Origin of the sequence: Streptomyces sp. NPDC058796, from assembly GCF_042745235.1 — a bacterium.
Lineage (GTDB): Bacteria > Actinomycetota > Actinomycetes > Streptomycetales > Streptomycetaceae > Streptomyces.
This window is the reverse complement of record NZ_JBHYOP010000002.1, coordinates 385,964-410,661: the sequence shown is the minus strand read 5'-3', so window position 1 is coordinate 410,661 and position 24,698 is coordinate 385,964. Positions and strand designations below refer to the sequence as shown.

21 protein-coding genes are annotated in these 24,698 nt (G+C 72.4%); 9 read left to right on the top strand and 12 right to left on the bottom strand.

What is annotated here, in order from left to right; all coding sequences use genetic code 11:
* Positions 1-75: 75 nt before the first annotated feature.
* The 3 genes from ACFW47_RS07150 to ACFW47_RS07140 all read right to left on the bottom strand — a co-directional run bounded on the left by ACFW47_RS07150 (position 76) and on the right by ACFW47_RS07140 (position 3,096).
* Positions 76-1,260 (bottom strand): glutathionylspermidine synthase family protein, encoded by a 1,185-nt coding sequence (locus tag ACFW47_RS07150; protein WP_386305071.1) that lies wholly within the window; start codon positions 1,258-1,260, stop codon positions 76-78.
* Between the two features lie 9 nt (positions 1,261-1,269).
* The gene (locus ACFW47_RS07145; RefSeq protein WP_073724868.1) at positions 1,270-1,629 is read right to left on the bottom strand and encodes a hypothetical protein; all 360 of its coding nucleotides are present in this window, start codon (positions 1,627-1,629) and stop codon (positions 1,270-1,272) included.
* A gap of 75 nt (positions 1,630-1,704) precedes the next feature.
* Positions 1,705-3,096: a PLP-dependent aminotransferase family protein gene (locus ACFW47_RS07140; RefSeq protein ID WP_386305070.1), complete on the bottom strand. Its 1,392-nt coding sequence runs from the start codon at positions 3,094-3,096 to the stop codon at positions 1,705-1,707.
* A gap of 47 nt (positions 3,097-3,143) precedes the next feature.
* Here ACFW47_RS07140 and ACFW47_RS07135 point away from each other — a divergent pair, with 47 nt between their 5' ends.
* Positions 3,144-3,653 carry a carboxymuconolactone decarboxylase family protein gene (locus ACFW47_RS07135; RefSeq protein ID WP_386281337.1) on the top strand — a complete coding sequence of 170 codons (510 nt, stop codon included), beginning with the start codon at positions 3,144-3,146 and terminating at the stop codon, positions 3,651-3,653.
* Positions 3,650-4,384: an isocitrate lyase/phosphoenolpyruvate mutase family protein gene (locus ACFW47_RS07130; protein WP_386305068.1), complete on the top strand. Its 735-nt coding sequence runs from the start codon at positions 3,650-3,652 to the stop codon at positions 4,382-4,384. Before ACFW47_RS07135 ends, ACFW47_RS07130 begins: the two co-directional genes overlap by 4 nt.
* Positions 4,385-4,387: 3 nt before the next feature.
* Here ACFW47_RS07130 and ACFW47_RS07125 read toward each other — a convergent pair whose 3' ends face one another.
* The 9 genes from ACFW47_RS07125 to ACFW47_RS07085 form a co-directional block, all read right to left on the bottom strand.
* The gene (locus tag ACFW47_RS07125; protein WP_386305067.1) at positions 4,388-5,344 is read right to left on the bottom strand and encodes an ABC transporter substrate-binding protein; all 957 of its coding nucleotides are present in this window, start codon (positions 5,342-5,344) and stop codon (positions 4,388-4,390) included.
* A 1-nt stretch (position 5,345) separates the two neighbouring features.
* Complete coding sequence (locus ACFW47_RS07120) at positions 5,346-7,289, bottom strand: ABC transporter permease (protein WP_386305066.1); 1,944 nt, start codon at positions 7,287-7,289, stop codon at positions 5,346-5,348.
* Positions 7,289-8,422 carry a glycine betaine/L-proline ABC transporter ATP-binding protein gene (locus tag ACFW47_RS07115; RefSeq protein WP_386281345.1) on the bottom strand — a complete coding sequence of 378 codons (1,134 nt, stop codon included), beginning with the start codon at positions 8,420-8,422 and terminating at the stop codon, positions 7,289-7,291. Before ACFW47_RS07115 ends, ACFW47_RS07120 begins: the two co-directional genes overlap by 1 nt.
* Positions 8,419-9,951 carry a GMC family oxidoreductase gene (locus tag ACFW47_RS07110; RefSeq protein WP_386281347.1) on the bottom strand — a complete coding sequence of 511 codons (1,533 nt, stop codon included), beginning with the start codon at positions 9,949-9,951 and terminating at the stop codon, positions 8,419-8,421. Before ACFW47_RS07110 ends, ACFW47_RS07115 begins: the two co-directional genes overlap by 4 nt.
* 69 nt (positions 9,952-10,020) lie before the next feature.
* Positions 10,021-11,550 (bottom strand): aldehyde dehydrogenase family protein, encoded by a 1,530-nt coding sequence (locus tag ACFW47_RS07105; RefSeq protein WP_386281349.1) that lies wholly within the window; start codon positions 11,548-11,550, stop codon positions 10,021-10,023.
* Between the two features lie 234 nt (positions 11,551-11,784).
* Positions 11,785-12,774: a malate dehydrogenase gene (locus ACFW47_RS07100; protein WP_386305064.1), complete on the bottom strand. Its 990-nt coding sequence runs from the start codon at positions 12,772-12,774 to the stop codon at positions 11,785-11,787.
* A gap of 370 nt (positions 12,775-13,144) precedes the next feature.
* Entirely contained in the window at positions 13,145-14,434 is a 1,290-nt protein-coding gene (locus ACFW47_RS07095; RefSeq protein WP_386305062.1) for a DUF2690 domain-containing protein, read from the bottom strand.
* Positions 14,435-14,851: 417 nt separating this feature from the next.
* The gene (locus ACFW47_RS07090) at positions 14,852-15,409 is read right to left on the bottom strand and encodes a DUF3017 domain-containing protein (RefSeq protein ID WP_386281356.1); all 558 of its coding nucleotides are present in this window, start codon (positions 15,407-15,409) and stop codon (positions 14,852-14,854) included.
* Positions 15,399-16,253: a bifunctional methylenetetrahydrofolate dehydrogenase/methenyltetrahydrofolate cyclohydrolase gene (locus ACFW47_RS07085; RefSeq protein WP_073724890.1), complete on the bottom strand. Its 855-nt coding sequence runs from the start codon at positions 16,251-16,253 to the stop codon at positions 15,399-15,401. Before ACFW47_RS07085 ends, ACFW47_RS07090 begins: the two co-directional genes overlap by 11 nt.
* Before the next feature lie 274 nt (positions 16,254-16,527).
* On the opposite strand from ACFW47_RS07085, the gene ACFW47_RS07080 reads away from it, so the two are divergent.
* From ACFW47_RS07080 to ACFW47_RS07050, 7 genes are all read left to right on the top strand, one after another.
* Positions 16,528-17,109 (top strand): hypothetical protein, encoded by a 582-nt coding sequence (locus tag ACFW47_RS07080; protein WP_386281359.1) that lies wholly within the window; start codon positions 16,528-16,530, stop codon positions 17,107-17,109.
* Between the two features lie 127 nt (positions 17,110-17,236).
* Positions 17,237-17,983, top strand: a complete 747-nt coding sequence (locus tag ACFW47_RS07075; protein ID WP_386281361.1) for an FHA domain-containing protein — start codon at positions 17,237-17,239, stop codon at positions 17,981-17,983.
* Positions 17,980-19,554, top strand: coding sequence for a serine/threonine protein kinase (locus ACFW47_RS07070; protein WP_386305060.1), 1,575 nt, complete (start codon positions 17,980-17,982; stop codon positions 19,552-19,554). The genes ACFW47_RS07075 and ACFW47_RS07070 overlap by 4 nt, the downstream gene beginning before the upstream one ends.
* Before the next feature lie 101 nt (positions 19,555-19,655).
* Entirely contained in the window at positions 19,656-20,126 is a 471-nt protein-coding gene (locus ACFW47_RS07065) for a hypothetical protein (protein ID WP_386305058.1), read from the top strand.
* Positions 20,127-20,325: 199 nt separating this feature from the next.
* Entirely contained in the window at positions 20,326-21,066 is a 741-nt protein-coding gene (locus ACFW47_RS07060) for an FHA domain-containing protein (protein WP_386305057.1), read from the top strand.
* Positions 21,063-22,418: a protein kinase gene (locus ACFW47_RS07055; RefSeq protein ID WP_386281369.1), complete on the top strand. Its 1,356-nt coding sequence runs from the start codon at positions 21,063-21,065 to the stop codon at positions 22,416-22,418. The genes ACFW47_RS07060 and ACFW47_RS07055 overlap by 4 nt, the downstream gene beginning before the upstream one ends.
* Before the next feature lie 85 nt (positions 22,419-22,503).
* On the top strand, positions 22,504-24,690 hold the full coding sequence (locus ACFW47_RS07050; protein ID WP_386305055.1) for a glycoside hydrolase domain-containing protein: 2,187 nt from the start codon (positions 22,504-22,506) through the stop codon (positions 24,688-24,690).
* Positions 24,691-24,698: the final 8 nt, after the last annotated feature.

Here is a 24,698-nt window from a genome sequence, read left to right as displayed (position 1 = left end):
AGTCACGGCCCACGGGCAGCCTACCGGGCACCACGGAGTGCCGGGCCGCGGCGTCCACCATGCGAGCGAGGGCCGTCAGAGGATGACGTGCGGCAGGAAGCGGGCGTACTCGTCCGTCACCAGGCCCGACGACTCCCTGATGCCGAGGCCCGCCGACTCGTTCTCCACGACCCAGGCGCCGAGGACGACCCGGTTGCCGTCGAAGTCGGGCAGGGGCGCCAGTTCCTGGTAGCAGCAGGGTTCGGTGCGCCCGTGGGCCTCGGTGCCGGGGCGGTGGATCGTGACGCCGGCGCCCTCGCGGCCCAGGAGGGGCTTGGCGACGTAGCCGGTGGTGTGGGCGAGGTCGCGGGGGCCGTCGAGGTAGGCGGGGAGGAGGTTGGGGTGGTCCGGGTACAGCTCCCAGAGGATCGCGAGCAGGGCCTTGTTGCTCAGCAGCATCTTCCAGGCGGGCTCGATCCACAGGGTGGTGCCGGAGCCGCCGCCGTTGTCGAGGGTGTCCAGGACGTGGTCGGCGAAGCGGTCGGTGGTGAGCCACTCCCAGGGGTAGAGCTTGAAGACGCTGCGGATGAAGCGCAGCCGGGTGTCGACGAAGCGGCCGGAGAGACGGTCCCAGCCGATCTCCTCCATGGAGATCCACTCGGTGGCCAGCCCGGCCTGCTCGGCGGTCTCCTTGAGGTAGGCGACCGTCATCAGGTCCTCGCCCAGCTCGTCGGCCTCGGAGTTCGCGAAGTACAGCGGGGAGCCGGGCGGGAGGAGGGCGGCCTGCTTCTTCCAGGCGTCGATCAGGCGCTCGTGGAGGCTGTTCCACTGGTCGGCGCCGGGGAAGCGCTCCTCCATCCAGAACCACTGCGGGGAGGCGGCCTCCACCAGGGAGGTCGGGGTGTCCGCGTTGTACTCCAGGAGCTTGGCGGCTCCCGTGCCGTCGTAGCGCAGGTCGAAGCGGGCGTAGACGGAGGGGAGTTCGGCGCGCCGGTGCCAGGCCTCGGTGACCGCCCGGACCACGCGCGGGTCGGTGATGCCGAGGTCGGCGAAGCGGCGGGCGGTGACGATGTGCTCGGCCGCCGCCAGGCACATGCGGTGCAGTTCCTCGACGGCCTCCTCCAGCGCCTCGACCTCCGGCAGGGAGAAGACGTAGTACGCGCTCTCGTCCCAGTAGGGGCGCAGGGTGCCGTCGGGGTAGCGGGTCAGGGGGTAGATGCAGCCCTGTTCCTCGACGGTCTGCTGCCAGCCGGGGCGGGGCTCGGTGGTGCGGCGCTCCATGGTCCGGGCTCAGCCGCCGCCGCTGCCGGAGCCGGAGCAGCCGAAGCCGCCTCGGTCGACGGCCTCGTCGCGGCTGAAGGTGCCGTAGTCGGCCCAGCCGTTGCTGACGTCGGCGTCGTAGTACCAGTCGGCGTCGTCGACGCCCTTGGCGCCCTTCTTCTTGCCGCCCTTGCCGTACGAACCGCCGGTGGAGCCGGACTTGCAGTTCTTGTCGGCCACGACCTTGTAGCCGTTGATGTAGTCGTAGCTGTCGCGGTCCACGCAGCGCCGGTCGGGGTCCGATCCGCACGCGCTCAGGGCCGCGGCGAGCACTCCCATGCCGCCGAGCACCACGGTGCTCGACCGCAGCCGTCGCCGGGTCTCCGCCATGTCCGTCTCTCCCCCGTTGTCCGCTTCCAGTACGACAGTTGGACCGATCGAGTGTACGGCCGTCGCCGGGGGACTTTACGGCAGCGCCCGGCACAGCGCGTCCAGGGCCCCGGCCCAGGCGTGGTCCGGCGGGGTGCCGTAGCCGACGACGAGGGCGTCGAGCGGGGCGACGTCCGCCTCGGGGTGGCGGAAGGCGGACAGGCCGTGGACGGCGAGCCCGTGCCAGGCGGCGGAGCGGACGGCCTGCTGCTCGGTGCCGGGCGGCAGCCGGAGCACCGCGTGCAGGCCGGCGGCGATACCGGTGACGTGGACGTCGGGGGCGCGTTCGGCCAGCGCGGCGACCAGGGCGTCGCGGCGGCGCCGGTAGCGCAGGCGGGCGGCGCGGACGTGGCGGTCGTAGTCGCCGGAGGCCAGGAACTCCGCGAGGGTCAGCTGGTCCAGGACGCCGGGGGTGCGGCCCGTCATGGCGGCCATGGCGTCCTCGACGAGCGAGGGCGGCAGCACCAGCCAGCCCAGGCGCAGGGCGGGGGCGAGGGACTTGCTGGCGGTGCCGAGGTAGACGACGCGGTCGGGGTCGAGGCCCTGGAGGGCGCCGACGGGCTGGCGGTCGTAGCGGAACTCGCCGTCGTAGTCGTCCTCCAGGACCAGTCCGCCGGTGCGGCGGGCGCGGTCGATCAGGGCGATGCGGCGCTCGGGGAGCAGGGGCAGGCCCACCGGGAACTGGTGGGAGGGGGTGAGAAGGACGGCCCCGGCGGTGGCCGGGTCGTCGTCGGGGGGACGGGTGCCGCGGTCGTCGAAGGGCAGCGGGGGTGTGGCGAGGCCCGCGCGGGTGAGCAGGCCGCGGTGGTGGGGCAGGCCGTAGGACTCGACCGCCACGGAGCGGGTGCCCCGGTGGCGCAGCAGGTCGGCGAGGACGCCGAGGCCGCCGAGGAAGCCGGCGCAGACGACGATGCGGTCGGGGTCGGCGTGCACGCCGCGGGCGCGGGAGAGGTAGCCGGCGAGCGCGGTGCGCAGTGCGGCGTGGCCGCGCGGGTCGCCGTAGCCGAGGGCGCGGTCGGGGGCGGCGGTCAGGGCGCGGCGGGCGGCGCGCAGCCACTGGGTGCGGGGGAACGAGGCGAGTTCGGGGGTACCGGGGATCAGGTCGTAGGCGGGGCGGGCCGGTTCCCGTCGGTGCGGGGCGGGGCGGTGGTCGGGGGTGGCGGGGGTGCGGTCGGCTACGCGGGTGCCGGAGCCCTGGCGGGCGGCGAGCCAGCCCTCGGCGACGAGGTCGGCGTAGACCTCGGCGACGGTGTTGCGGGCCACGCCCAGGTCGGCGGCGAGGGAGCGGGAGGAGGGCAGCCGGGTGCCGGGGGCCAGCCGGCCGCCGCGGACGGCTTCGCGCAGGGCGTCGGTGAGGCCCCGGCGCAGTCCGGGACCGGACCGGTCGAGGTGCAGGTCCACGCCGAAAGTGGCCCATGGTTTCGCCATGGGAATGGACCATACCCGTGGGCTGCCTCGCCCCTAGTCTCGATGGCATGACGACGACGAACGAGAACACCGCCGCCGGCCCCTTCGCCCCCGAGGAGCCCGCCCGGCTGGAGTGGGCCAAGCACGCGCCCGAGGTCTGGAAGGCGATGCTGGGACTGGAGAAGGCGGCGGGCCGGGGTCTGGACCCGAAGCTGAAGGAACTGGTCAAGATCCGTGCCTCGCAGCTCAACCACTGCGCCTTCTGCCTGGACATGCACACCAAGGACGCTCTCGCGGCCGGCGAGAGCGTGGAGCGGATCGTGCAGCTCTCCGCCTGGCAGGAGTCGCGGCACTTCTACACGGAGAAGGAGATCGCGGCGATCGAGCTGACGGAGGCGGTGACCGTGCTGACGGACGGCTTCGTCCCGGACGACGTGTACGGGAGGGCCGCCAAGCTCTTCGACGAGAGCGAGCTGGCCCACCTGATCGCCGCGATCACGGTGATCAACGCCTGGAACCGCTTCGGTGTGACGTGCCGGCTGACGCCGGGCCACTACACGCCGGGGCAGCACGGATGACGGGCCGTACGGCTCGTGGCGCGGACCGTTTCCGGGCCCTGCACCACGGCCGGGTCCCGGGCGATCCCCTCGTCCTGCCCGGCCCCTGGGACGCGGCGAGCGCGCGGGTCTTCGCGGACGCCGGGTTCCCGGCGCTCGCCACGCCCAGCGCGGGCGTGGCGGCGTCCCTCGGGTACGAGGACGGGGCGACCCCGGCCGACGAGATGTTCGCGGCGGTCGCGCGGATCGCGCGGGCGGTGGACGTGCCCGTGTCGGCGGACGTCGAGGACGGGTACGGGCTGGCGCCGAAGGAGCTGGTGGAGCGGCTGCTGGAGGCGGGCGCCGTGGGCTGCAACCTGGAGGACTCCGCGGGCGGGGTGCTCAAGGATCCTCGGGAGCACGCGGAGTGGCTGGCCGAGGTGCGGGCGGCGGCCGGGGACCGGCTGTTCGTCAACGCCCGGATCGACACCTTCATCAGGGGCGTCGACGACCCGGGCGCGGCGATCGAGCGGGCCGCGCTGTACGTCGCCGCGGGCGCCGACTGCGTCTATCCGATCGGCGCCCCCGTCGGCGTACTGCCGCTGCTGCGCTCCGGCATCCAGGGGCCGGTGAACGTGCACGCGCAGCCCGGTCAGGGCCCCTCGCCCGCGGAACTCGGCGGGCTCGGGGCCACCCGGATCACGTTCGGGCCGGGCCTCCAGCGGCGCGCGCAGGGCGCGCTGCGGGAGATCGCGGCGGAACTGGTGCGGTGAGGGTCAGGGCAGCCACTTCTTCCAGATGGACTCGTGGCTGTCCACCCACTTCTTCGCGGCCTCCTCCGGGCGCATCTTCTGCTCGGCGATCATCAGGGAGACCTGGTTCTGGTCCTCGGTCGTCCACGTGAAGTTCTTGAGGAACTCCGCCGCCTCGCCGCCGTTCTCCGCGAAGTCGGCGTTGAGGTACTTCTGCAGCTCGGTGACCGGGTAGGCGCAGGCGACCTTCGCGGGGTCGGCGTCGCAGCCCTCCTTGTACGGCGGCAGCTTCACCTCGGTCATCGGGACCTTCTCGAACAGCCACTGGGGGGTGTACCAGTAGGTCAGGAAGGGCTTCTTCTCCTTGGCGAACTGCTGGATCTGGGTGATCTGGGCGGCCTCGGAGCCGGCGAAGACGACCTCGTAGTCCAGGTTCAGGTTCTCGACCAGGGCCTTGTCGTTGGTGACGTAGGACGGGGAACCGTCCATCAGCTGGCCCTTGTCGCCGCTCTCCGCGGTGCGCAGCAGGTCGGCGTACTTGTTCAGGTTCTTCCAGTCGGTGACGTCCGGGTGCTTCTTCGCGAAGTACGTCGGGACGAACCAGCCGATGTGGCCGGTGACGCCGAGGTCGCCGCCGGGGGCGATGGTCTTCTTGTCCTCGACGTAGCGCTGCTCCTGCTCGGGGTGGCCCCAGTCCTCCAGGATGGCGTCGACCCGGCCCTGGCTGAGCGCGTCCCAGGCGGGGACCTCGTCGACCTGGACGGTGTCGACGCGGTAGCCCAGCTCGTGCTCCAGCAGGTACTGGGCGACGGCCACGTTGGCCTGGGCGCCGACCCAGGACTGCACGGACAGGGTGACCGTCTTGGCGCCCTGGGCGTTCGCGAACGGGGACGCCTGCTTGGTCATGTCGGCGGCGCCGCAGCCGGTGAGCAGCGTCAGCGCGGCCACACCGGCGATCGCGGAGGTCGTGCGCAGTCGCATCTCAGGCTCCCTTCCTCGTACGGCGCTCGGTGGGCTGGGTGACCCGGTCGAGCATCAGGCCCAGGCAGACGATCGCCGCGCCGGCCACCAGGCCGGTCGCCAGGTCGCCCTGCGCGAGGCCGAAGACGACCTGGTAGCCGAGGGCGCCGCCACCGACCAGGCCGCCGATGATGACGACGGCGAGGACCAGGACGACGCCCTGGTTGACGGCGAGCAGCGGGGCCGGGCGGGCCAGCGGGAGCTGGACCTGGCGGAGCTGCTGGCCGCTGGTGGCGCCGAGCGAGCGGGCCGACTCCATGGCGGCCGGGTCCACCTGGCGCAGGCCCTGGGCGGTGATGCGGACGACGGCCGGGAGGGCGTAGACGACCGCGGCGGCCACGGCGGGCGCGCGGCCGACGCCGAAGAGGGCGACGACCGGGATCAGGTACACGAACTGCGGCATCGTCTGGAAGACGTCCAGGACGGGCCGCAGCGCGCGCTCGACGCGGTCGCTGCGGGCGGCGGCCACGCCGGTCGCGAAACCGATGACCAGGGTGACGGCGACGGCCGCGAGGACCTGCGAGAGCGTGTCCAGGGACGGGTTCCAAACGCCGAGCACGCCGATCGCCGCCATCGCGAGGACCGCGGTGAGCGCGGTGCGCCAGGTGCCGATCAGCCAGGCCAGTGCGGCGACGATCAGGAGCACCGACCACCAGGGCAGCCACTGGAGGCCGTCCCGCAGCGGGTTGAGGACCCAGTTGGTGAAGTGCGCGGCCCAGTCGGCGGTGCCGCCGACGACGGGGACGCCGGAGTACAGGTGGGCGGTCATCCAGTCGACGGCCCGGTTGACGGGCTCGGCGATGTTCAGCTCCCACCCGTCGGGCCACTCCAGGAACCCGGCGAGACGTCCGGCGGCCGCGACCGCCGCGGCGGCGGCCAGGGCGTACAACCACGTCAGCGGGGGCTTCCCGGGCTCCCCGAGCCGCTCTCCCGCCGCGCCGGTCACGCGGTCCAGGACGACGGCGAGCAGCACGATCGGGATGCCGGCCGCGAGGGCCGCGCCGACGTCGACCGAAGCGAGGGCCTGGTAGACGCGGTCGCCGAGGCCGCCGGCGCCGATGACGGAGGCGATGACGGCCATGGAGAGCGCCATCATGATCGTCTGGTTGACGCCGAGGAGGAGTTCCTTGCGGGCCAGCGGGACGCGGGCGGTCAGCAGCCGCTGGCGGGCGGTGGTGCCGAGGGACTCGACGGCCTCCAGCACCTCCTTGTCGGCACCGCGCAGGCCGAGCGAGGTGAGCCGGGCCATCGGCGGGGCGGCGTAGACGACCGTGGCCAGGACGGCGGCGGGGACGCCGATGCCGAAGACCAGGACGACGGGGAGGAGATAGGCGAAGGCGGGCAGCACCTGCATGGTGTCGAGCACCGGGCGCAGGACGCGGTCCATGCGGTCGGACAGGCCGGCGGCCAGGCCCAGCACGGCGCCCACGACGACCGACGCGAGGACGGCCACGACCATGAGCGCGAGGGTCTGCATGGTCGGCACCCACATGCCGAGCAGGCCGCAGGCCAGGAACGCGGCCGCGGTGCCGGCGGCCAGCTTCACGCCGGCCACGCGCCATGCGACCAGGGCGCCGATCGCGGTGACCCCGGCCCAGCCGACGGCGAGGAGGGCGAGGTAGACGGCGCGTACGGCGATGACGACGACGTTGCTGACGTGACCGAAGAAGTAGAGGAACAGCGGGTGGCTGTCGCGGTTGTCGATGATCCAGTCGCTGGCCTTGCCGAACGGTTCGGAGACGTCGACGGTGAGGGCGGCGGGCCAGCTGGTGCCGCCCCACTGGGTGACGGCGAGGGGTACGAGGACCGCGGCGGCGATCGCGAGGGTGAGGAGCTTGCGGACGGCGGGGCGGGTGAGGACGCCCGGCGGGGCGGCCTCGGCGGGCGCCGCGGTGATCGTCGCCATCAGACCGCCTCCCTGGGCAGCTCCGCCTCCCCCGGGACGACGGCCGCCCCCTCGGGACGTGCGCCGGGTACGGCCGTGCCGGCGACGACGCCGAGCAGGTCGCCCGCGTCCACCACGCCCAGGCAGCGGCCCTCGTCCATGACGCGGGCGGGCGAGCCGGCCCGCGCCACCGCCTCGATGGCCTCCGACACCGTGGCCTCGGGCCGGATCGCCGGGCCGGTGCCCGCCTCGTCGGACGAGGTCGCGGGGCGCATCGCCGTGCGGACCGTCAGGACCTGTTCGCGCGGGACGTCGCGGACGAACTCGCGGACGTAGTCGTCGGCGGGCGAGCCGACGATCTCCTCGGGGGTGCCGAGCTGCACCACGCGGCCGTCCCGCATCAGGGCGATGCGGTCGCCGAGCTTGAGGGCTTCCTGGAGGTCGTGGGTGATGAAGACCATCGTGCGGCCCTCCTCGCGGTGCAGCCGGACCACCTCCTCCTGCATGTCCCGGCGGATCAGAGGGTCGAGCGCGCTGAACGGCTCGTCGAAGAGCAGCACCTCGGGGTCGACGGCGAGGGCGCGGGCGAGGCCGACGCGCTGGCGCTGGCCGCCGGAGAGCTGGCCGGGGCGGCGGTGCTCCAGACCCTCCAGGCCGACCTTGGCGACGACGGCGGCGGCCCGCTCGCGGCGCTCGGCGCGGCCCATGCCCTGGACCTCCAGGCCGTAGGCGACGTTGTCGAGGACCGTGCGGTGCGGGAGCAGGCCGAAGTGCTGGAAGACCATCGCGGCACGGTGGCGGCGCAGTTCGCGCAGCCGGGACTTGTCCATCGCGCGGACGTCCTCGCCGTCGATGGCGATGGACCCGGCCGTCGGCTCGATGAGCCGGGTCAGGCAGCGTACGAGGGTGGACTTGCCGGAGCCGGACAGCCCCATGACGACGAACACCTCACCCTTGCGCACGTCGAAGGAGACGTCCGCGACGGCGGCGGTGCAGCCGGTGCGTGAGCGCAGCTCGGCCGGGCCCAGGGCGGCCAGTTCGGGGTCGGCGGGGATCTTGGCGGCCTTCGGGCCGAAGACCTTCCACAGGCCGTCCACGGAGAAGACCGGGGGACGCTCGGCCACGGTGCCGGTGTCGTTGGCGGTCGTGCTCATCGGGCGTCACCGCCGATCAGCTCGACGGCGCGTTCCCCGACCATGAGGACGCCGATCATCGGGTTCACGGCGGGCATCGTCGGGAAGACGGAGGCGTCGGCGATGCGCAGGCCCGTCAGGCCGCGGACGCGCAGCTCGGGGTCGACGACGGCCCTCTCGTCGGTGGCGGCTCCCATCTTGCAGGTGCCCGCCGGGTGGTAGACGGTGTGGGCGACCTTGCGGGCGTACTCGCTCAGCTCCTCGTCACCGGTGACGTCCGGGCCGGGGCAGACCTCGCGCTTCAGCCAGCCCGCCAGCGGCTCGGACTTGGCGATCTCGCGGGCGATGCGGATGCCGTCAACGAGGGTGCGGCCGTCGTAGTCGTCCTCGTCGGTGAAGTAGCGGAAGTCCAGGGCGGGCTTCACGGACGGGTCGGCGCTGGTGAGGTAGAGACGGCCGCGGGACTTCGGCTTGGGGATGTTCGGGGTCATGGAGACGCCGAACTCGGGGCGCTCGTAGCCCAGTCGCTCCGGATTGTCCGTGAACGGGATCTGGTAGAAGTGGAACATCAGGTCGGGGCCCGCGTGTTCGGGGTCGCGGCGCACGAACAGACCTGCGTCGGAGTCCATCGCGGAGTTCTCCGGAATGGGGCCGTTGGTCTCCCACACGATCACCGACTCGGGGTGGTCGAGCAGGTTCTCGCCGACGCCGGGCAGGTCGAGCGCCACGGGTATGCCGAGGGCCTCCAGCTGGTCCTTCGGGCCGATGCCCGAGTGCAGCAGCAGGCGCGGGGAGTCGACGGCGCCGGCGCTGAGCACGACCTCGTTGCGCGCCCTGACGAGGATCTCCTCGCCGTCCTTGGTGCGGACGTGGACGCCTTCGGCGCGGGTGCCGTCGAGCTGGAGCCTGTACGCCCAGGTCTCCAGCATGATCGTGAGGTTGGCGCGCTCGTCCATCACCGGGTGGAGGTACGCCACCGACGCCGACGAACGCTTGTTGTTCTCGGGGTGGTAGGCGAGGTCGAAGAAGCCGACGCCGTCGTTGAACGGCTTCTTGTTGAAGCCCTCGATCCGGGGGACCTGAAGCGTCTTCTGCGCGGAGTCGACGAAGTCGCGGGCGATGGCGTTCCGGTCCTTCTCGTCGACCGGGACAATGTTGTTCTTCAGCCGGGCGAAGTACGCCTCCATCGGGACCGCGCCCCAGCCCTTGGCGCCGGCGGCCTCCCACTCGTCCCAGTCGGACGGCAGCGGCTTGAAGGCGATGAGGGTGTTGTGCGAGGAGCAGCCGCCGAGCACACGGGCGCGGCTGTGCCGGATGTGCGAATTGCCGCGCGGCTGCTCGGTGGTGGGGTAGTCGTAGTCCAGCTCGCCGCCGAGCAGGCCCATCCAGCGGCGCAGGGTCAGCACGTCGTCGCGGCCGACGTCGCTCGGGCCGCCCTCGATGACGGCGACGGTGACGTCCGGGTTCTCGGTGAGGCGGGAGGCGATGACGGAGCCTGCCGTGCCGCCGCCGATGACGACGTAGTCGTATTCGTGAGTGGTCTCGGACATGGGGGTACTCCAGTGGGGCGAGCGGATGGTGCGGGGGTGTGGCGGGTGCGGGAGGTGCGGTGTGCGGCGTCAGCCGGTGAACCAGCGGACGGGCTTCGGGGCGAGGTTCTGGTAAACGTGCTTGCTCTCGCGGTACTCGGCAAGGCCCGCGGGGCCCAGTTCCCGGCCGACGCCGCTCTTGCCGAAGCCGCCCCACTCCGCCTGCGGCAGGTAGGGGTGGAAGTCGTTGATCCAGACGGTGCCGTGGCGCAGCCGGCCGGCGACCCGGCGGGCGCGGCCCGCGTCGGCGGTCCAGACGGCGCCCGCGAGGCCGTACTCGGTGTCGTTGGCGAGGGCGACGGCCTCGTCCTCGGTGCGGAAGGTCTCGACGGTGAGGACCGGCCCGAAGACCTCCTCGCGTACGACCCGCATCTCGCGGTGGCACTGGTCGAGGACGGTCGGCTCGTAGAAGTAGCCGGCCTCCGGGCGCTCGGGGGACGGCTCGGGGCGCTTGCCGCCGCAGCGCAGCACCGCGCCCTCGGCGAGGGCGGAGGCGACGTAGTCCTCGGTCTTGGCGCGCTGCTGCTCGGAGACGAGCGGGCCGCACTCGACGCCGTCCTCGGTGCCGCGGCCGAGGCGGATCTTCACGGCACGGCGGGCGAGTTCGGCGACGAAGCGCTCGCGGACCGACTCCTCGACGATGAGGCGGCCGCCGGCGGAGCAGACCTGCCCGCTGTGGATGAAGGCGGCGTTGAGCGCCTGGTCGACGGCGGTGTCGAAGCCCTCGTCGGTCTCGCAGGCGTCGGCGAAGACGACGTTGGGGTTCTTGCCGCCGAGTTCGAGGGCGACCTTCTTGACGGAGACGGCGGCGGCCTGGGCGACCTTGGTTCCGCTGACCAGGCCGCCGGTGAAGGAGACCAGGTCGACGTCGGGGTGTTCGGCGAGCCGGGCGCCGACGGTGTGGCCGGGGCCGGTGACGATGTTGGCGACGCCGGTGGGGAGGCCGGCCTCGGTCAGCAGGTCGACCAGGGCGACGGTGGTCATGGGCGTGATCTCGCTGGGCTTGATCACGAAGGTGTTGCCGGCGGCGAGCGCGGGGGCGATCTTCCAGCTGGCCTGGAGAAGGGGGTAGTTCCAGGGGGTGATCATCGCGCAGACGCCGACCGGCTCGTGCACGACGACGCTGTGGATGTCGGGCGAGCCCGCGTCGACGACCCGGCCGGGCGCCTCGCCGGCGACGAGGTCGGCGAAGTAGCGGAAGGCGTCGGCGACGCAGTCGATGTCGACCCGGCCCTCCTCGACGGTCTTGCCCGCGTCGCGGCTCTCCAGCAGGCCGAGCGGTTCGCGGTCGCGCACGAGGAGGTCGGCGACGCGGCGCAGCAGGGCGGCGCGTTCGGCGACCGGGGTGTGCGGCCACTCGCCCGCGTCGAAGGCGCGCCGGGCGGCGGCCACCGCGAGGTCGGTGTCCTTCTCGTCGCCCTCGGCGACCACGGCGAAGGGCTGGGCGTCCGCCGGGTCGAGGATGTCGCGGGTGGCGCCGGAGGACGCCGCCAGCCACTCGCCGCCCGCGTGAATGGTGCGGTGACCCCGCTCCGCCTGGGTTTCCGTTCGGTTCGCCATGGTGGGAAATGCCTTCCGTTCCTGATCAACCCCCCTGTGTCACACGCGTGTCACTCCCGGGGACCGTGAGCCCCTGCCCCACGGCTCGGTATGCATGCCGAATCGGTGTCCGAAAGTGCGGCGCATCACTTGCAAAAGGGTCGAACGGCACGGAAACGGGCCCCGTCCCGGTCGAAACCGGAACGGGGCCCGTGCGGGGCCTGCGGGCCGCGGGCGGCCCGGAACGCGGGTGGCTCAGATGAGGCCGAGGGCGCGGACCGCCTCGCGCTCCTCCGACAGCTCCTTGACGGAGGCGTCGATGCGGGCCCGGGAGAAGTCGTTGATCTCCAGGCCCTGGACGATCTCGTACTTGCCGTCCTTGCAGGTGACCGGGAAGGAGGAGATCAGGCCCTCCGGGACGCCGTAGGAGCCGTCCGACGGGATGCCCATGGAGGCCCAGTCGCCGTCGGCGGTGCCGTTGACCCAGGTGTGGACGTGGTCGATGGCGGCGTTGGCGGCGGAGGCGGCCGACGAGGCGCCGCGGGCCTCGATGATGGCGGCGCCGCGCTTGGCGACGGTCGGGATGAAGTCCTCGGCCAGCCACTTCTCGTCGTTCACGGTCTCGGCGGCGTTCTTGCCGGCGATCGTGGCGTTGAAGATGTCCGGGTACTGGGTGGCGGAGTGGTTGCCCCAGATGGTCAGGCGCTTGATGTCGGTGACCGACGAGCCCGTCTTCTTCGCGAGCTGGGTCAGCGCGCGGTTGTGGTCGAGGCGGGTCATCGCGGTGAAGCGCTCGGCCGGCACGTCCGGGGCGGCGGCCTGGGCGATCAGGGCGTTGGTGTTGGCCGGGTTGCCGACGACGAGGACCTTGATGTCGTCCGCGGCGTGGTCGTTGATGGCCTTGCCCTGCGGCTTGAAGATACCGCCGTTGGCCTCCAGGAGGTCGCCGCGCTCCATGCCCTTGGTGCGGGGGCGGGCGCCGACGAGGAGGGCGACGTTGGCGCCGTCGAAGGCCACGTTCGGGTCGTCGGTGATCTCGATGCCCTGCAGGAGCGGGAACGCGCAGTCGTCCAGCTCCATCGCGGTGCCCGCGGCGGCGTTGAGCGCCGGGGTGATCTCCAGGAGGCGCAGCTTGACCGGCACGTCCGCGCCGAGCAGCTGGCCGGAGGCGATGCGGAAGAGCAGGGCGTAACCGATCTGGCCGGCCGCGCCGGTGACGGTGACGTTCACGGGAGTGCGAGTCATGGCGTTCTCCGTATGACAGCTGGCGGTGGGGCGTCCCGGCCCCGGGCGTTTGATCGATCTCTTGGTATCAAGAGATCGATCCAGCGGTCAGGCTATCGCGCCCGCGGTGCCCGGCACCTCCGGGTCGGTGTGGCCCGGCCCACAGGGCCACCGTCGGAGCACGCCACGCCCGTCGCGGGGGATGCGCGGGCATGAAGAGGCGGCCGCCTGTCCGGGAGAGGGGGGACGAAGGCGACCGCCGTTCGGGGATACCGTTGCCGGACTCCCGTGGGGGTACTTCTCGCGTGCCCGCCCCCGGGCGGGCCATGCCTGGCGCGGGGGGACTTTCTTCAGGACGGTCCCGGGGACGGCGCGTGCGGCCCGTCCCCGGTCACTCCGTGCAGCCCTTCTGGCCCGCGGCCAGCGTCACGCACGCCTTGGCGTCGGCCGCGGACTTCACCGCCACCATCGGGGTGTACGCGACGGTGTCGGTGGCTCCGGTGACCGCGCCCGTCTGCCGGTTCGCCCCGTCCGCGCTCACCTCGACCTCGGCGCCCTGCGTGGCCTGCGTGACGCGGGCCCACGCGGCACCGCAGGTCTTGCTGTAGCGGACCTCGACGGAGGCCGTGCCGACCGTGGCGGTCGCGGCGGTGGTCACCAGGTCGCCGCCGCACCCCATGATCTCCGGGTCCTTGCCGGTACAGGCGTCACCGCTGCACTTCACGCCCGGCGGCAGGGCGGCGTCGGTGGTCACGGTGGGGGACGGGGACGGCTTGGCGCCCTCGTTCTCCTTGCCCCCGTCCTCGTTCATGACGTAGAAGGCACCCGCGATCACCACGAGCACGCCGACGACACCCGCGACGAACGTGGTCACCCGCTTGCCGCCGCCGGAGGAGCCGCCCCGGGCACGGGAGCCGCCGCGCGGCGGCTCCCCGCGCACGTCCGTGCGGCCGTGGCCGCTCGGGGTGACGGCCGCCTGTGCCGGTGGCGTCGCGGGACCCGCGGCGTCCCCGCGGCCGGCCCGCGTACCGAGCCCCGCCGTACGGTCGCCGGCCGGTGCCGGGCCCCGGTAACCGGCGAGGCCCCACGAATTGCCGTCGGCCGCCCCGCCGGAGGACGGGACGGAGGGCGCGTCCGGTGCGGCCCCGCCCCAGGCCGTGCCGAGGGCCGAGTCGGGGCTGTCGGCGGCGGTCGGCTGCGCGGGGACCGACGGCGGCAGCGTGGGCGCCACGCCGGCCGGTCCGGCGACACCGGGCGTGACCGTCGCGCCGCCGGCGTGGCGGCCGGTGCGGCTGCCCCGGCCGCTCCGGCCGGCGCTGCCCGACTTGGCGGCGGGCGTGCCCAGCTCGCCGAGCGCGGCGCGCGCCTGGGAGATCCGGATGGCCTCCATGGTCATGTCGTGACGCATCTCCGAGCGGCTCCAGGCGCGCTCGGCCAGCTCCCACATGGTGGTGAGGTGCATCGGATTGGTGCCCGTCACCTCGGCCAGGGCCACGATGGCGCCCTTCGGCGCCAGCAGCCGGCCGTTCAGGTACCGCTCCCAGGACGTCTTGCTGTAGCCGGTGGCGTCGGCCACCGACGCGATACTCAGGTCGTTGCGGTCCACGAGCCGCCGCAGCTGGCTCGTGAACTCCTTGATCTGCGGATCGAGTTCCTCCGGCAAGGCCTTCCAACGAGGCATTGCTTCCCCCCTCTTCCCCCCGGTGACGTGCTGTTCGTTCCCCCGCTTGGTCCTCTCGCGCGGCGTCCCGCGCGGAGTTCCCGTTCTGGCTACCCACAGGGATGCGCCCGGTCAGGATCTCAGTTCCCGGGGTGGGGGCGCACAGGAGCACAGAGGCCGCGAGCATGCACCGTCGCACGCCCAACGGTTGTGGTCCAGTGTCCCACCGGCGTTCCCGTGCCCGGCACCGAACCCCGTTTTTCACCGCCCATGCGGCGGAGCGCGTAGCGGAGTAGCGGAACGGTCACTTCCGTGCCACAGCGCCCTGACAGGCGTTGAACAGGGCCTTCGCCGTGCAGGAGGGTTGGTCCCGGCGGTGGCCCGTCCTTCCACGGGGGTGAGGACGGGCCGCCGCCGTACCGGTCCACAGCCGGCTCACTAGCTCACGGTGAAGTGCAGGATGTCCTGGAGGAACGGGAGCTTCAGCACCGGGTTCGGCTGGACCATCAGCGCCAGCAAGGCGATGGAGAGGCCCAGGACGCCGTAGGTGGCGACGTCCGTGAAGCGCGAGCGCACGGCGAGCATGCCGACGTCGGGCAGCGTCCAGCGGAGCGCGGCGCCGACCAGGAGCGCGGCGCCGACCAGGAACGTCCCCCAGCGGAACACGTCCAGCGCCGTCAGCAGGAGCCCCAGGCCGACCAGCAGCACCACGGTGAGCACGGGCCACTGCCGGGCGGGCGCCGGCGCGTCACCGGCCGCGGCCCGGCCGCCGCCCTCGGGGCGCGCGGTGTCGCGGGTGAAGAGCGGGAAACGCCGGGTGGTCCGGCGCGGCCTGCCCTCCGCGTCAGGCGCGCTGACGGGGTCGCGGACGGTGATCTCGCCGGCGGAGTCGGAGGGGCGGTCGGGCGCTGGGGTCTCGCGGGCACCGGGGGTCTGGCGGGGCTCCAGGCTCTCCGCGCTCCCCGGGCGTCCCGCACCGGTGTCCTCAGCCGGCACTGCGCTCCGCCGCCTCCACCACGTTCACGAGCAGCTGGGCCCGGGTCATGGGGCCGACGCCGCCGGGGTTCGGGGAGATCCAGGCGGCGACCTCGGCCACGCCGGGGTGGACGTCGCCCACGATCTTGCCCTCCGCGTTGCGCGAGACGCCGACGTCGAGCACGGCGGCACCCGGCTTGACGTCCTCGGGGCGGACCAGGTGCGGGGAGCCGGCGGCGGCCACGACGATGTCCGCGCGCTTGAGGTGGGCGGACAGGTCCCGGGTGCCGGTGTGGCACTGGGTCACCGTGGCGTTCTCGCTGCGCCGGGTCAGCAGCAGCGGCATCGGCCGGCCGATGGTGACGCCACGGCCGACGACCACGACCTCGGCGCCCTTGATCTCCACGCCGTAACGGCGGAGCAGGGTGAGGATGCCGTTGGGGGTGCAGGGCAGCGGGGCGGGCTCGTTCAGGACGAGACGGCCCAGGTTCATCGGGTGCAGGCCGTCCGCGTCCTTGTCCGGGTCCATCAGTTCCAGGATGCGGTTCTCGTCGATGCCCTTGGGCAGCGGCAGCTGGACGATGTAGCCGGTGCAGGCCGGGTCGTCGTTCAGCTCGCGGACGACCGCTTCGATCTCCTCCTGCGTCGCCGTGGCCGGCAGCTCGCGCTGGATGGACGCGATGCCCACCTGGGCGCAGTCGCGGTGCTTGCCGGCGACGTACTTCTGGCTGCCGGGGTCGTCGCCGACCAGGACGGTGCCGAGGCCGGGCGTGACGCCCCTCTCCTTCAGCGCCGCCACGCGGGCGGTCAGTTCGGACTTGATCGCGGCTGCGGTGGCCTTGCCATCGAGAATCTGGGCGGTCATGCCCCCATCCTCGCGGATGACCGCCCCCGGGTTCCAATCCGGGCGTCCTGCGGACGCCACGGGACGCGTCCGCCCGTACGCGCACGTGACCGGCGTTGTTGCACTTGCACAACACCTTGGGGCCGGACTGGACAAGTAAGAGATAGGTCAAGAACGATGGGGCAGTAGCACAGTGCCGCGGGGCCGTACCGGGGGGACGAACCGCCACGAAGTACCTCCTCCGAGCCGAGCCGCGCGTCGTCCCCGCACGTGACAGCTACGGAGGAAGTACCGCATGAGTTTCGGCGACCCGAACAACCCCTACGGTCCGCCGCAGGGCCAGCAGCCGGGCCCCGGCAACCAGCAGCCGCCCCAGGGCCAGCCCGGCTACGGCTACCCCCAGGGGCAGCAGCCCGGCTACGGCTACCCCTCGGCACCGCCCGTGCAGCAGCCGTACGGCGGCGGCGCCCCCACCACCATGCCGGGCACCGTCAGCGCCGCCCGGGTCATGCTGTGGGTGATCGTCGGCCTCCAGGTGATCGGCACGATTCTGTTCGCCTTCTCGGCCGTCGCGGTCGACCAGGCCAAGGACGACCCCGCCTTCGAGGAACTGGCCGACTACCCGACCGGCGCGCTGTGGGGCTTCGCGGTCCTCGCGCTGGCGTGGGGTGTCTGGGCGGCCGTTCTGGCGGTGAAGTTCAAGGCGGGCGGCAACGGCCTGCGCATCACCGCCCTGGTGTTCGGCATCCTCACCGCGGTCCTCGCCATCTACCCGTTCCTCGTCTTCGGCATCATCCACCTGGTGCTCGGCATCCTCATCGCCGTGTTCGCGGGCAACTCCAACGGCGCCGCCTGGTTCAAGCGCCCGCGCTACTGACGCACCGCGGAGCGCTTTCGCGCCAATCACGCCACGGGGCCGTGTCTCACCCGTACGAGGGGAGACACGGCCCCGGTGCGTCGCCATAGTCTGACGTGGGTAGCCGTCAGGCACGGGGAGACGCACCTTGTACAGCATCATCGTGGTACCTCCGCCGACCACGGAGGACGAACCCACCCGCACCCAGTACCGGCTCGCACCCGGCGAACGGCTCGCCTTCGGGCGGTCCGTGCCCGAGGGCGGACTGCTGATCGGGCACGACGGAGTGTCCCGCAGAGCCGGTGAGATCACCGCCCACGGCACCTTCTGGGCCCTGACCAACCTCTCCGCCCACCAGACCTACGTGGTGGAGAACCCGGAGGGCGCCGGCGAGCACATCAAGGTCGCGCCGGGCCGGCTGGACGCGCCCGTGCCCTTCGAGTTCTCGCGGATCGTGCTGCCCGCGGCCGGCGACCTGCTGCCACTGGAGGTCTGGGCGCCGCGCCACGACTACCTGCGCGCCGCGGACGGCACCGACGGCGAACCGACCGCCCCCGCCTTCTCCGTCGACCGCACCAAGCGCTACTTCGCCGTGCTGGCCGCCCTGTGCGAGCCGCGGCTGCGCGGGGCGCCGCACGCGCCGCTGCCGACCGTCGAGCAGGTCGTCGAGCGGCTGCGGCCGCTCTGGCCGGCCGCCTCGCGCACGTCCGTGCAGTGGAACATCGACTACCTGGCGGTGAAGCTGCGGCTGAAGCCGGGCCCGGAGACGGCGGAGGCGGGCGCGCGGCTCAACGGCAAGAAGGAGTCCCTGGTGGCCATGGCGCTCCGCTTCGACCTGGTCCGGGAGGACGACCTCGTGGTCCTGGCCGCGCCGCCGCGCCGGGTGCCCCGGTGACCGAGGCGTACGCCGTCCCGGTGCCGAAGGGCTACCGGGTCGGCGGCTGGGAGGTGCGGGCGCCGATCGCGACGGGTGCCTTCGGCAGCGTGTACGAGGCCTGCCGGGTCGGCGACGACGGGCCCGGGCTGCCCCCGACGGCCGCCCTGAAGTTCCTGCCCACCGGCACGGGCACACCCCGCCAGCTGACGCACCTGCGGGACCTGGTGGAGCGCGAGGTCGAGCTGCACCGCAGGCTGCGGCGGCCCCGGCTGGTGCGGATGTACGAGACCCTCGTCGTCGACGACCCGGCCCGCCCCGGGCTCGACGGCGCCACCGTCCTCGTACTGGAGAAGGCGGAGGGCTCCCTGTCCGCGCTGCTGTCCGCCGCGCCCCGCCCGGCCGGCGGGGCCGCGCTGGTCGCAGGGATCTGCGAGGGCCTGGCCCAGCTGCACGGTGCCGGGTGGGTGCACGGGGACCTGAAACCGGCCAACGTGCTGCTGATGAAGGACGGTTCGGTCCGTCTGGCCGACTTCAACATGGCCGCCGAACTGGAGGGCACCCACGCCTACACGCCCGCCTTCTCCACCCCGGACTACACCCCGCCGGAGTTGCTCTGGTCGGAGATCGGCGAACGCGGCCGGCGCATCCGCCCCTCCGCCGACGTGTGGGCCTTCGGCGTCCTCGCCCACCTCGTGCTCACCGGCTCCTTCCCCTTGCCCGGCGGCACCCCGACCGCCCGCCGCGACGCCGCGGCCGCCTACGCGCGCGGCACGGAGGAGCTGCGTCTGTCGCCCGAGCTGCCCGAGGCGTGGCGGGAGGTCGTGCGCGCCTGCCTGACCCGGACGCACGCCGAGCGCATCGGCACGGACGCCCTGTCACGGCGGGTGGCGGCGGCCGCCGGAACCGGCACCGTCACCGGCACCGTCCGCTCCTTCCTGCCGCGCCGGACACGCCCCCGGCGGGCGGTCCTCACGGCGGCGGCCGCCACCGCGGCCGTCGCCGCGCTGGGTTATGGCATCACCCTCCTCGGCGACGGCGACGGCGGCCCCGGCCAGGGCGCCCCGGGTGCCGGCGGCAGCGCGTCCAACGTCTCCGCCGCCTCCTACGGCGCCGGTGAACTGCGCACCGACAGGGGCGTGCCGGCGGCCTACCGTCTGCTCATCGTCGAGACGGCCCACGATTGCGATCGCGAGGAGGTCAGTCCACCGCTGATCGCCGCCATGCTGAAGGTGGAGAGCGACTTCGACCCGGACCTCTCCGACCCCGCCAGGGACGAGTACGGCATCGCCCGCTGGACGCCGAAGGTGCTGCGCTGGTGGATGAACGAGGACGGCACTCCCGGCGAGACCGTCCCCGAACCCCCGTTCCCGCCCGCCGAGTCCATCCCGGCGATGGGCCGCTACCTGTGCTGGATCACCCCGCGCCTCGACGCCGGCCTGCCGGGCGACCGCCGGGTGCTGATCGCCGTGGCGTACCGGACGTCGTACGACAAGGTGAACGACGCGGGCGGGGTTCCCCCGAAGTACCGCGACTACGCCGGCCGCGTCGCTCACCACCTCAAGGAGTACACGCCGCCGGGGAGGACGTGACCCTGAGAGTTGCGAGGTACCGCCCGGCAGGGCCCGCGGGCACGGTGTGAGCACACCGCTTCGGCGGTAGGACACCGACCGACGTTCATGGGGGAACAACAGTGAACATCTTCAAGCCCGCCGCGCTGCTCGTCGCGACCTCGGCCCTGGTCGCCGGCTCGACGGTGGCGGCCGCCGCCGGCGACGCCCCGGGCGGCACCCGGGTGACCGCTCTGCAGCAGGCGGCCGACCAGGTGCTGGCCGACAGCCCGAAGCCCCTGCACGTGACCGCCGACGCGGTGAAGTACGAGGGCCTGACCGTCACCGAGGCGCCCCGGACCAAGGGTGCCCAGGACCTGGCCTGCGGGTACGGCCACCTGTGCATGATCGTCAAGGGCACCAAGTTCGACTTCTACAAGTGCCAGACCTGGAACCTCACCAACTGGACCGGCGACGGCCCGTTCACCAACAACCAGACGCCGGGCACGGTCGCCAAGTTCTTCAACAAGGACGGCAGCGTCCGCTGGACGTCGACGGCCTACCAGGCGGGCACGGCGACCTGGGACCCGATCTGGTCGCTGCGCCCCTGCTGATCCGCCCCACCGGAGCCGGCAGGACGACGGCCCCCGGTCCCTTCCGCGGAGGGGACCGGGGGCCGCTTCGGCTCCGCGCTCCACCGACCCGCCGAGCCGTCCGAATCCCTAGGATGCCCTCACTCGCCTCCCGTACGCTCCCCCTTGTTGGACTGGGGAAGGTTGACCCCGAGGGGAATCGGGGGAGGGGGACGACTCCATGTACAGCGTCATCATCGTGCCGCCGTCTTGCGGCAGTGTGGCCGACCAGTTGAGGATCAGCGCGGGTGAGCGCGTCGAGTTCGGCAGGGCCGGATCCGGCGGCGGGCTCACCATCGCCCACGTGGGGGTGCCCCGGGTCGCCGGGGAGATCTCGGCGCACCGGACGTTCTGGCTGCTGAGCAATCTCAGCGAGGACCAGACCTACGTGGTGGAGAACCCGGAGGGCGCCGGCGAGCACATCAAGGTCGCTCCGGGCCGCGTGGAGGCGCCCGTACCGTTCGAGCTGGCACGGGTGACCCTGCCCGCCGCGGGTGACCTGCTCACCTTCGACGTCTGGGCACCGCGGCACGCCTTCCGCAGCGTCGAGCGCGGGGGGCTGGAGGGGACGGGGACCGTACCGGCGTTCGCGCTGGACCGCACCAAGCGGTACTTCGCGGTGCTGGCCGCGCTGTGCGAGCGGCGCCTGCGCGGTGAGCCCCGCGCCCCGCTGCCCGCCGTCGAGGAGATAGTGGAACGGCTGCGCCCGAGCTGGCCCAAGGTCAGCCGCTCCGCCGTCTACTGGAACATCGACTACCTCGCCGTCAAGCTGCGGCTGAGACCCGGCCCGGAAACGGCCGAGCCGGGCAGGCGCACACACGGCAAGAAGGAATCCCTGGCCGCGCTCGCCCTCCGCTTCGACCTGGTACGCGAGGACGATCTCGTCGTACTCGCCCCGGCCCCGAGCGGAGCGGCACAGTGACCGGGCGGCCGTACGCGGTCCCAGTGCCGAAGGGGTACCGGATCGGCCCGTGGGAGGTGCGTGAGCCACTCGCGTCCGGGGCGTTCGCCACGGTCTACGAAGCGGTCCGTGATGCGTCCGCCGGGCCGGGCCGCGCCTCCGACGGCGGCGGGTCACCACGGCGGGCGGCGCTGAAGTTCCTGTCCACCGGCACCCGTACCCCGCGCCAACTGCACCACCTGCGCGACCTGGCCGAACGCGAGGTGCAACTGCTGCGGCGACTGAGCTCGCCCCGGCTGATCCGAATGTACGACACGCTGACGGTCGACGACCCGGACCACCCGGAGCTGGACGGCGCGACCGTCCTCGTCCTGGAGCTGGCCGAGGGCTCCCTGGACGCCGTACTGGCCCGGACACCGACCCCGGAGTCCGGGCCCGCCCTGCTGGCGCAGATCTGCGAGGGACTGCACCAGCTCCACCACGCGGGCTGGGTGCACGGAGACCTGAAACCGGCCAATGTTCTGCTGATGGCGGACGGTTCGGCCCGCCTCGCCGACTTCAACATGGCCGCGGAGCTGGAGGGCACCCACGCCTATGCCCCGGCCTTCGCCACCCCGGACTACACCCCGCCCGAACTGCTGTGGCCCGAGGTCGACGAGCGCGGCACGCGGGTCCGCCCCTCCGCCGACGTCTGGGCCTTCGGCGTCCTCGCCCACGTGGTGCTGACCGGCGAGTTCCCGCTGCCCGGCGGCACCTCGGAGGCCCGCTCCGACGCGGCGATGCGCTACGCCCGGGGACACGAGGAACTGCGCCTGTCCCCCGGCCTTCCGGACGCCTGGCGGGACATCCTGCGGGACTGCCTGGCCCCCAGCCACGCGGAGCGCACCACCGACACCGCATCGCTGCTGCGCAGGGTCGAGGAGGCCGCGGGCGCCTCCCGGTCCGCCCGGCTCCCGAGGCTCCGCCCCCGGCGGTGGCGCCGCCCCGTCCTGGCGGCGGCGACCGCTGCGGCCATCGTGGGCGTGGCGAGCCTCGCCTACACGACCCCGTGGGAATCGGCCCCAGCCGCCGCGGCGCCGCCCACCTGCGAGAAGCCCGTGGTGTACGAGAGCTCCGACGGCCGCGGCTACATGGCGGGCCACAGCGGCACCTGGGACTTCACCATCAAGCGCGGCGACGGCGGCAGCCAGGTCAGGGAGTTGCAGTGCCTGCTCCGCCACCTCCACGGGATCACGGAGGTCGGCGAGGTGGACGGCGACTTCGGCCCGAAGACCCAGAGCGCGGTCGTCATCTTCCAGAAGCGGGCGGGGCTGGACGCGGACGGGATGGTCGGACCGGCGACTTGGCGGGCGCTGCGCACCCGGCACCGCTGAACGTCCGCCCTGCAACTTTGGAGGTACCCCTGCACTCGGATCCCCGCCACGGTGGACCCCCTACCCATCCGGAAAGGGACGTCACGTGGCAGACGAGATGGTCCGCAGCGCCCAGAGATTCGTGAACAGCGTCTACGGCGAAGCCAAGATCGGCATGGAGGTCGAGGAGGACGGCAAGACCGGCTGGCAGCTGATGTATGCACTGACCCGCGCCCTGCAGTACGAACTCGGTATCACCGACCTGTCGAACGCCTTCGGTCCGAAGACCCTGTCCAACCTGCAGGCGACCTGGCCGAGCATCGGCTTCCGCGACACCCCCGCCAACGTCACCATGATCATCCAGTCCGCGCTCTACGCCAAGGGCTACGACGGAAGCGGGATCAACGGGATCTACGACGAACGCACCGCCGACGCGGTCACCCTCATGATGCAGCGAATGGGCGTCGCCTCCGCCTATCCCGGGTCGAATCTCGTGCCCAAGGTCTTCAAGGCCCTGCTGACCATGGACGCCTACGTGGTGGTGAACAACGGGTCGGACACGGTCCGTGACATCCAGCGGTGGCTCAATGGCCGCTACGTCGAGCGCCGCGACTTCTTCGTCATGCCGTGCGACGGCCACTACTCCCGCAACGTCGCCACGGCCATGATCTACGCCGTCCAGTACGACGTGGGCATGAGCGACGACATCGCCACCGGGTGGTTCGGTACGAAGACACTGGCCTCGCTGGAGAGACACGAACTGGCCGTCGGCGACACGGGAGACTGGGTCCGCCTCTTCTCCGCGGCGCTCTGCTTCGCCAAGCGCTCCACCACGTTCACCGCGACCTTCAGCCCCAGCATGGCGAGCGCCGTCCGCGCCTTCCAGCGGTTCGTGGCACTCGACGAAACCGGCAGGGCGGATGCCTCCACCTGGGCGTCACTGCTGGTCTCCTACGGTGACCAGTACCGCAAGGGAGCCGGCTGCGACGGCGTCACGAAGATCACGGACGCTCGGGCCGCGACCCTCAAGTCCGAGGGCATCGAGATCGTCGGCCGCTATCTCACCCCCGGCGGGAGCTCTCTGCCGGAGAAGCAGATCCAGCCCGGCGAGTTGGACACCATCGCCGCCAACGGCCTGCGCTGCTTCCCGATCTACCAGACGTGGAACCGATCCGCGGACGACTTCTCCGCCGACGCGGGCGTGCGAGCCGCGTTCTCGGCGATCAACCTGGCGAAACGCTACGGGTTCAAGAACGGCACCACCATCTACTTCGCCGTCGACTACGACGCCGTCGACTGGGAGGTCAGCCGCCACATCATCCCCCACTTCAAGGCCGTGCACCGGACGGTCGGCGAGAACTCCGCCTACAACGTGGGGATCTACGGCGCTCGCAACGTGTGTCAGCGTGTCGCCGACCATGGGTACGCCGTCACGAGCTTCGTGTCCGACATGTCGGCCGGGTTCTCCGGGAACATCGGACATCCCCTCCCTCGCAACTGGGCGTTCGATCAGATCGTCACCAAGTGGGTCGGCTCCGGTGAGGGCAGGATCGAGCTGGACGTGGACATCGTCTCCGGCCGCGACCGGGGGCAGAGTTCCTTCGACCCGGCCCTGGACACCACCGGTCTCGACACCGGCTTCGACCCCGCCCTCCGCGGCCCCGCCCTCCAGGAGGTCCAGAGATACCTGGAGTCGATCGGGGTTCCCGAGACGGGCGGCGACGGCTGGACCGACCGCGACTGGGCGACCATCGGCGGCAACTCCACCACCGACTCCTTCGACGACGTCATCAGCATGGACTGGCTGTTCACCGACCTCGCCAGGCTCCTGCGCCTGCGCAAGGCCCTGGTGCAGGCGCCCGTCCTGTGGGAGCTGCGCAAGTGGAACGTCCTGGACAAGGCAGCCGACGAGGCGGTCAAAGACGGGAACCTGAGCGACTGCAGCACCGGCTGGGGGCAGATCTTCGCCTGGGTGGCCATTGCGGCCCGCAACTACTGCATCGACAACGGCATCATCAACGGCGACCGTCTCACCGACGACGACAAGGCGTCCGTGTGGGAGCGCCTGCACGACGAACCGACGTACAACATCACCACCGCGGCCTACCTCACCATCTACAACGCGTACCAGACGCACGTCCCGCGCCCCGGCCTCGACACGAGCGACAGCGACACCGAAAAGATCCTCGCCCGCTACAACGGCACGGGCGAGGGGGCCCAGAAGTACGGCCGTGAACTGATCGGCCTGTACCGGGTCCTGGAGCGGTTCAATCTGATCAGCCGGACGAGCTGAAGGGCTTC

Bases quoted from the DNA above. Each gene is read 5' to 3' on its own strand.
- ACFW47_RS07080 (WP_386281359.1), top strand. From the start codon at position 16,528: ATGAGTTTCGGCGACCCGAACAACCCCTACGGTCCGCCGCAGGGCCAG.
- ACFW47_RS07095 (WP_386305062.1), bottom strand. From the start codon at position 14,434: ATGCCTCGTTGGAAGGCCTTGCCGGAGGAACTCGATCCGCAGATCAAG.
- ACFW47_RS07150 (WP_386305071.1), bottom strand. From the start codon at position 1,260: ATGGAGCGCCGCACCACCGAGCCCCGCCCCGGCTGGCAGCAGACCGTC.
- ACFW47_RS07140 (WP_386305070.1), bottom strand. From the start codon at position 3,096: ATGGCGAAACCATGGGCCACTTTCGGCGTGGACCTGCACCTCGACCGG.
- ACFW47_RS07135 (WP_386281337.1), top strand. From the start codon at position 3,144: ATGACGACGACGAACGAGAACACCGCCGCCGGCCCCTTCGCCCCCGAG.
- ACFW47_RS07115 (WP_386281345.1), bottom strand. From the start codon at position 8,422: ATGAGCACGACCGCCAACGACACCGGCACCGTGGCCGAGCGTCCCCCG.
- ACFW47_RS07145 (WP_073724868.1), bottom strand. From the start codon at position 1,629: ATGGCGGAGACCCGGCGACGGCTGCGGTCGAGCACCGTGGTGCTCGGC.
- ACFW47_RS07120 (WP_386305066.1), bottom strand. From the start codon at position 7,289: ATGGCGACGATCACCGCGGCGCCCGCCGAGGCCGCCCCGCCGGGCGTC.
- ACFW47_RS07110 (WP_386281347.1), bottom strand. From the start codon at position 9,951: ATGTCCGAGACCACTCACGAATACGACTACGTCGTCATCGGCGGCGGC.
- ACFW47_RS07100 (WP_386305064.1), bottom strand. From the start codon at position 12,774: ATGACTCGCACTCCCGTGAACGTCACCGTCACCGGCGCGGCCGGCCAG.
- ACFW47_RS07125 (WP_386305067.1), bottom strand. From the start codon at position 5,344: ATGCGACTGCGCACGACCTCCGCGATCGCCGGTGTGGCCGCGCTGACG.
- ACFW47_RS07130 (WP_386305068.1), top strand. From the start codon at position 3,650: ATGACGGGCCGTACGGCTCGTGGCGCGGACCGTTTCCGGGCCCTGCAC.
- ACFW47_RS07060 (WP_386305057.1), top strand. From the start codon at position 20,326: ATGTACAGCGTCATCATCGTGCCGCCGTCTTGCGGCAGTGTGGCCGAC.
- ACFW47_RS07105 (WP_386281349.1), bottom strand. From the start codon at position 11,550: ATGGCGAACCGAACGGAAACCCAGGCGGAGCGGGGTCACCGCACCATT.
- ACFW47_RS07085 (WP_073724890.1), bottom strand. From the start codon at position 16,253: ATGACCGCCCAGATTCTCGATGGCAAGGCCACCGCAGCCGCGATCAAG.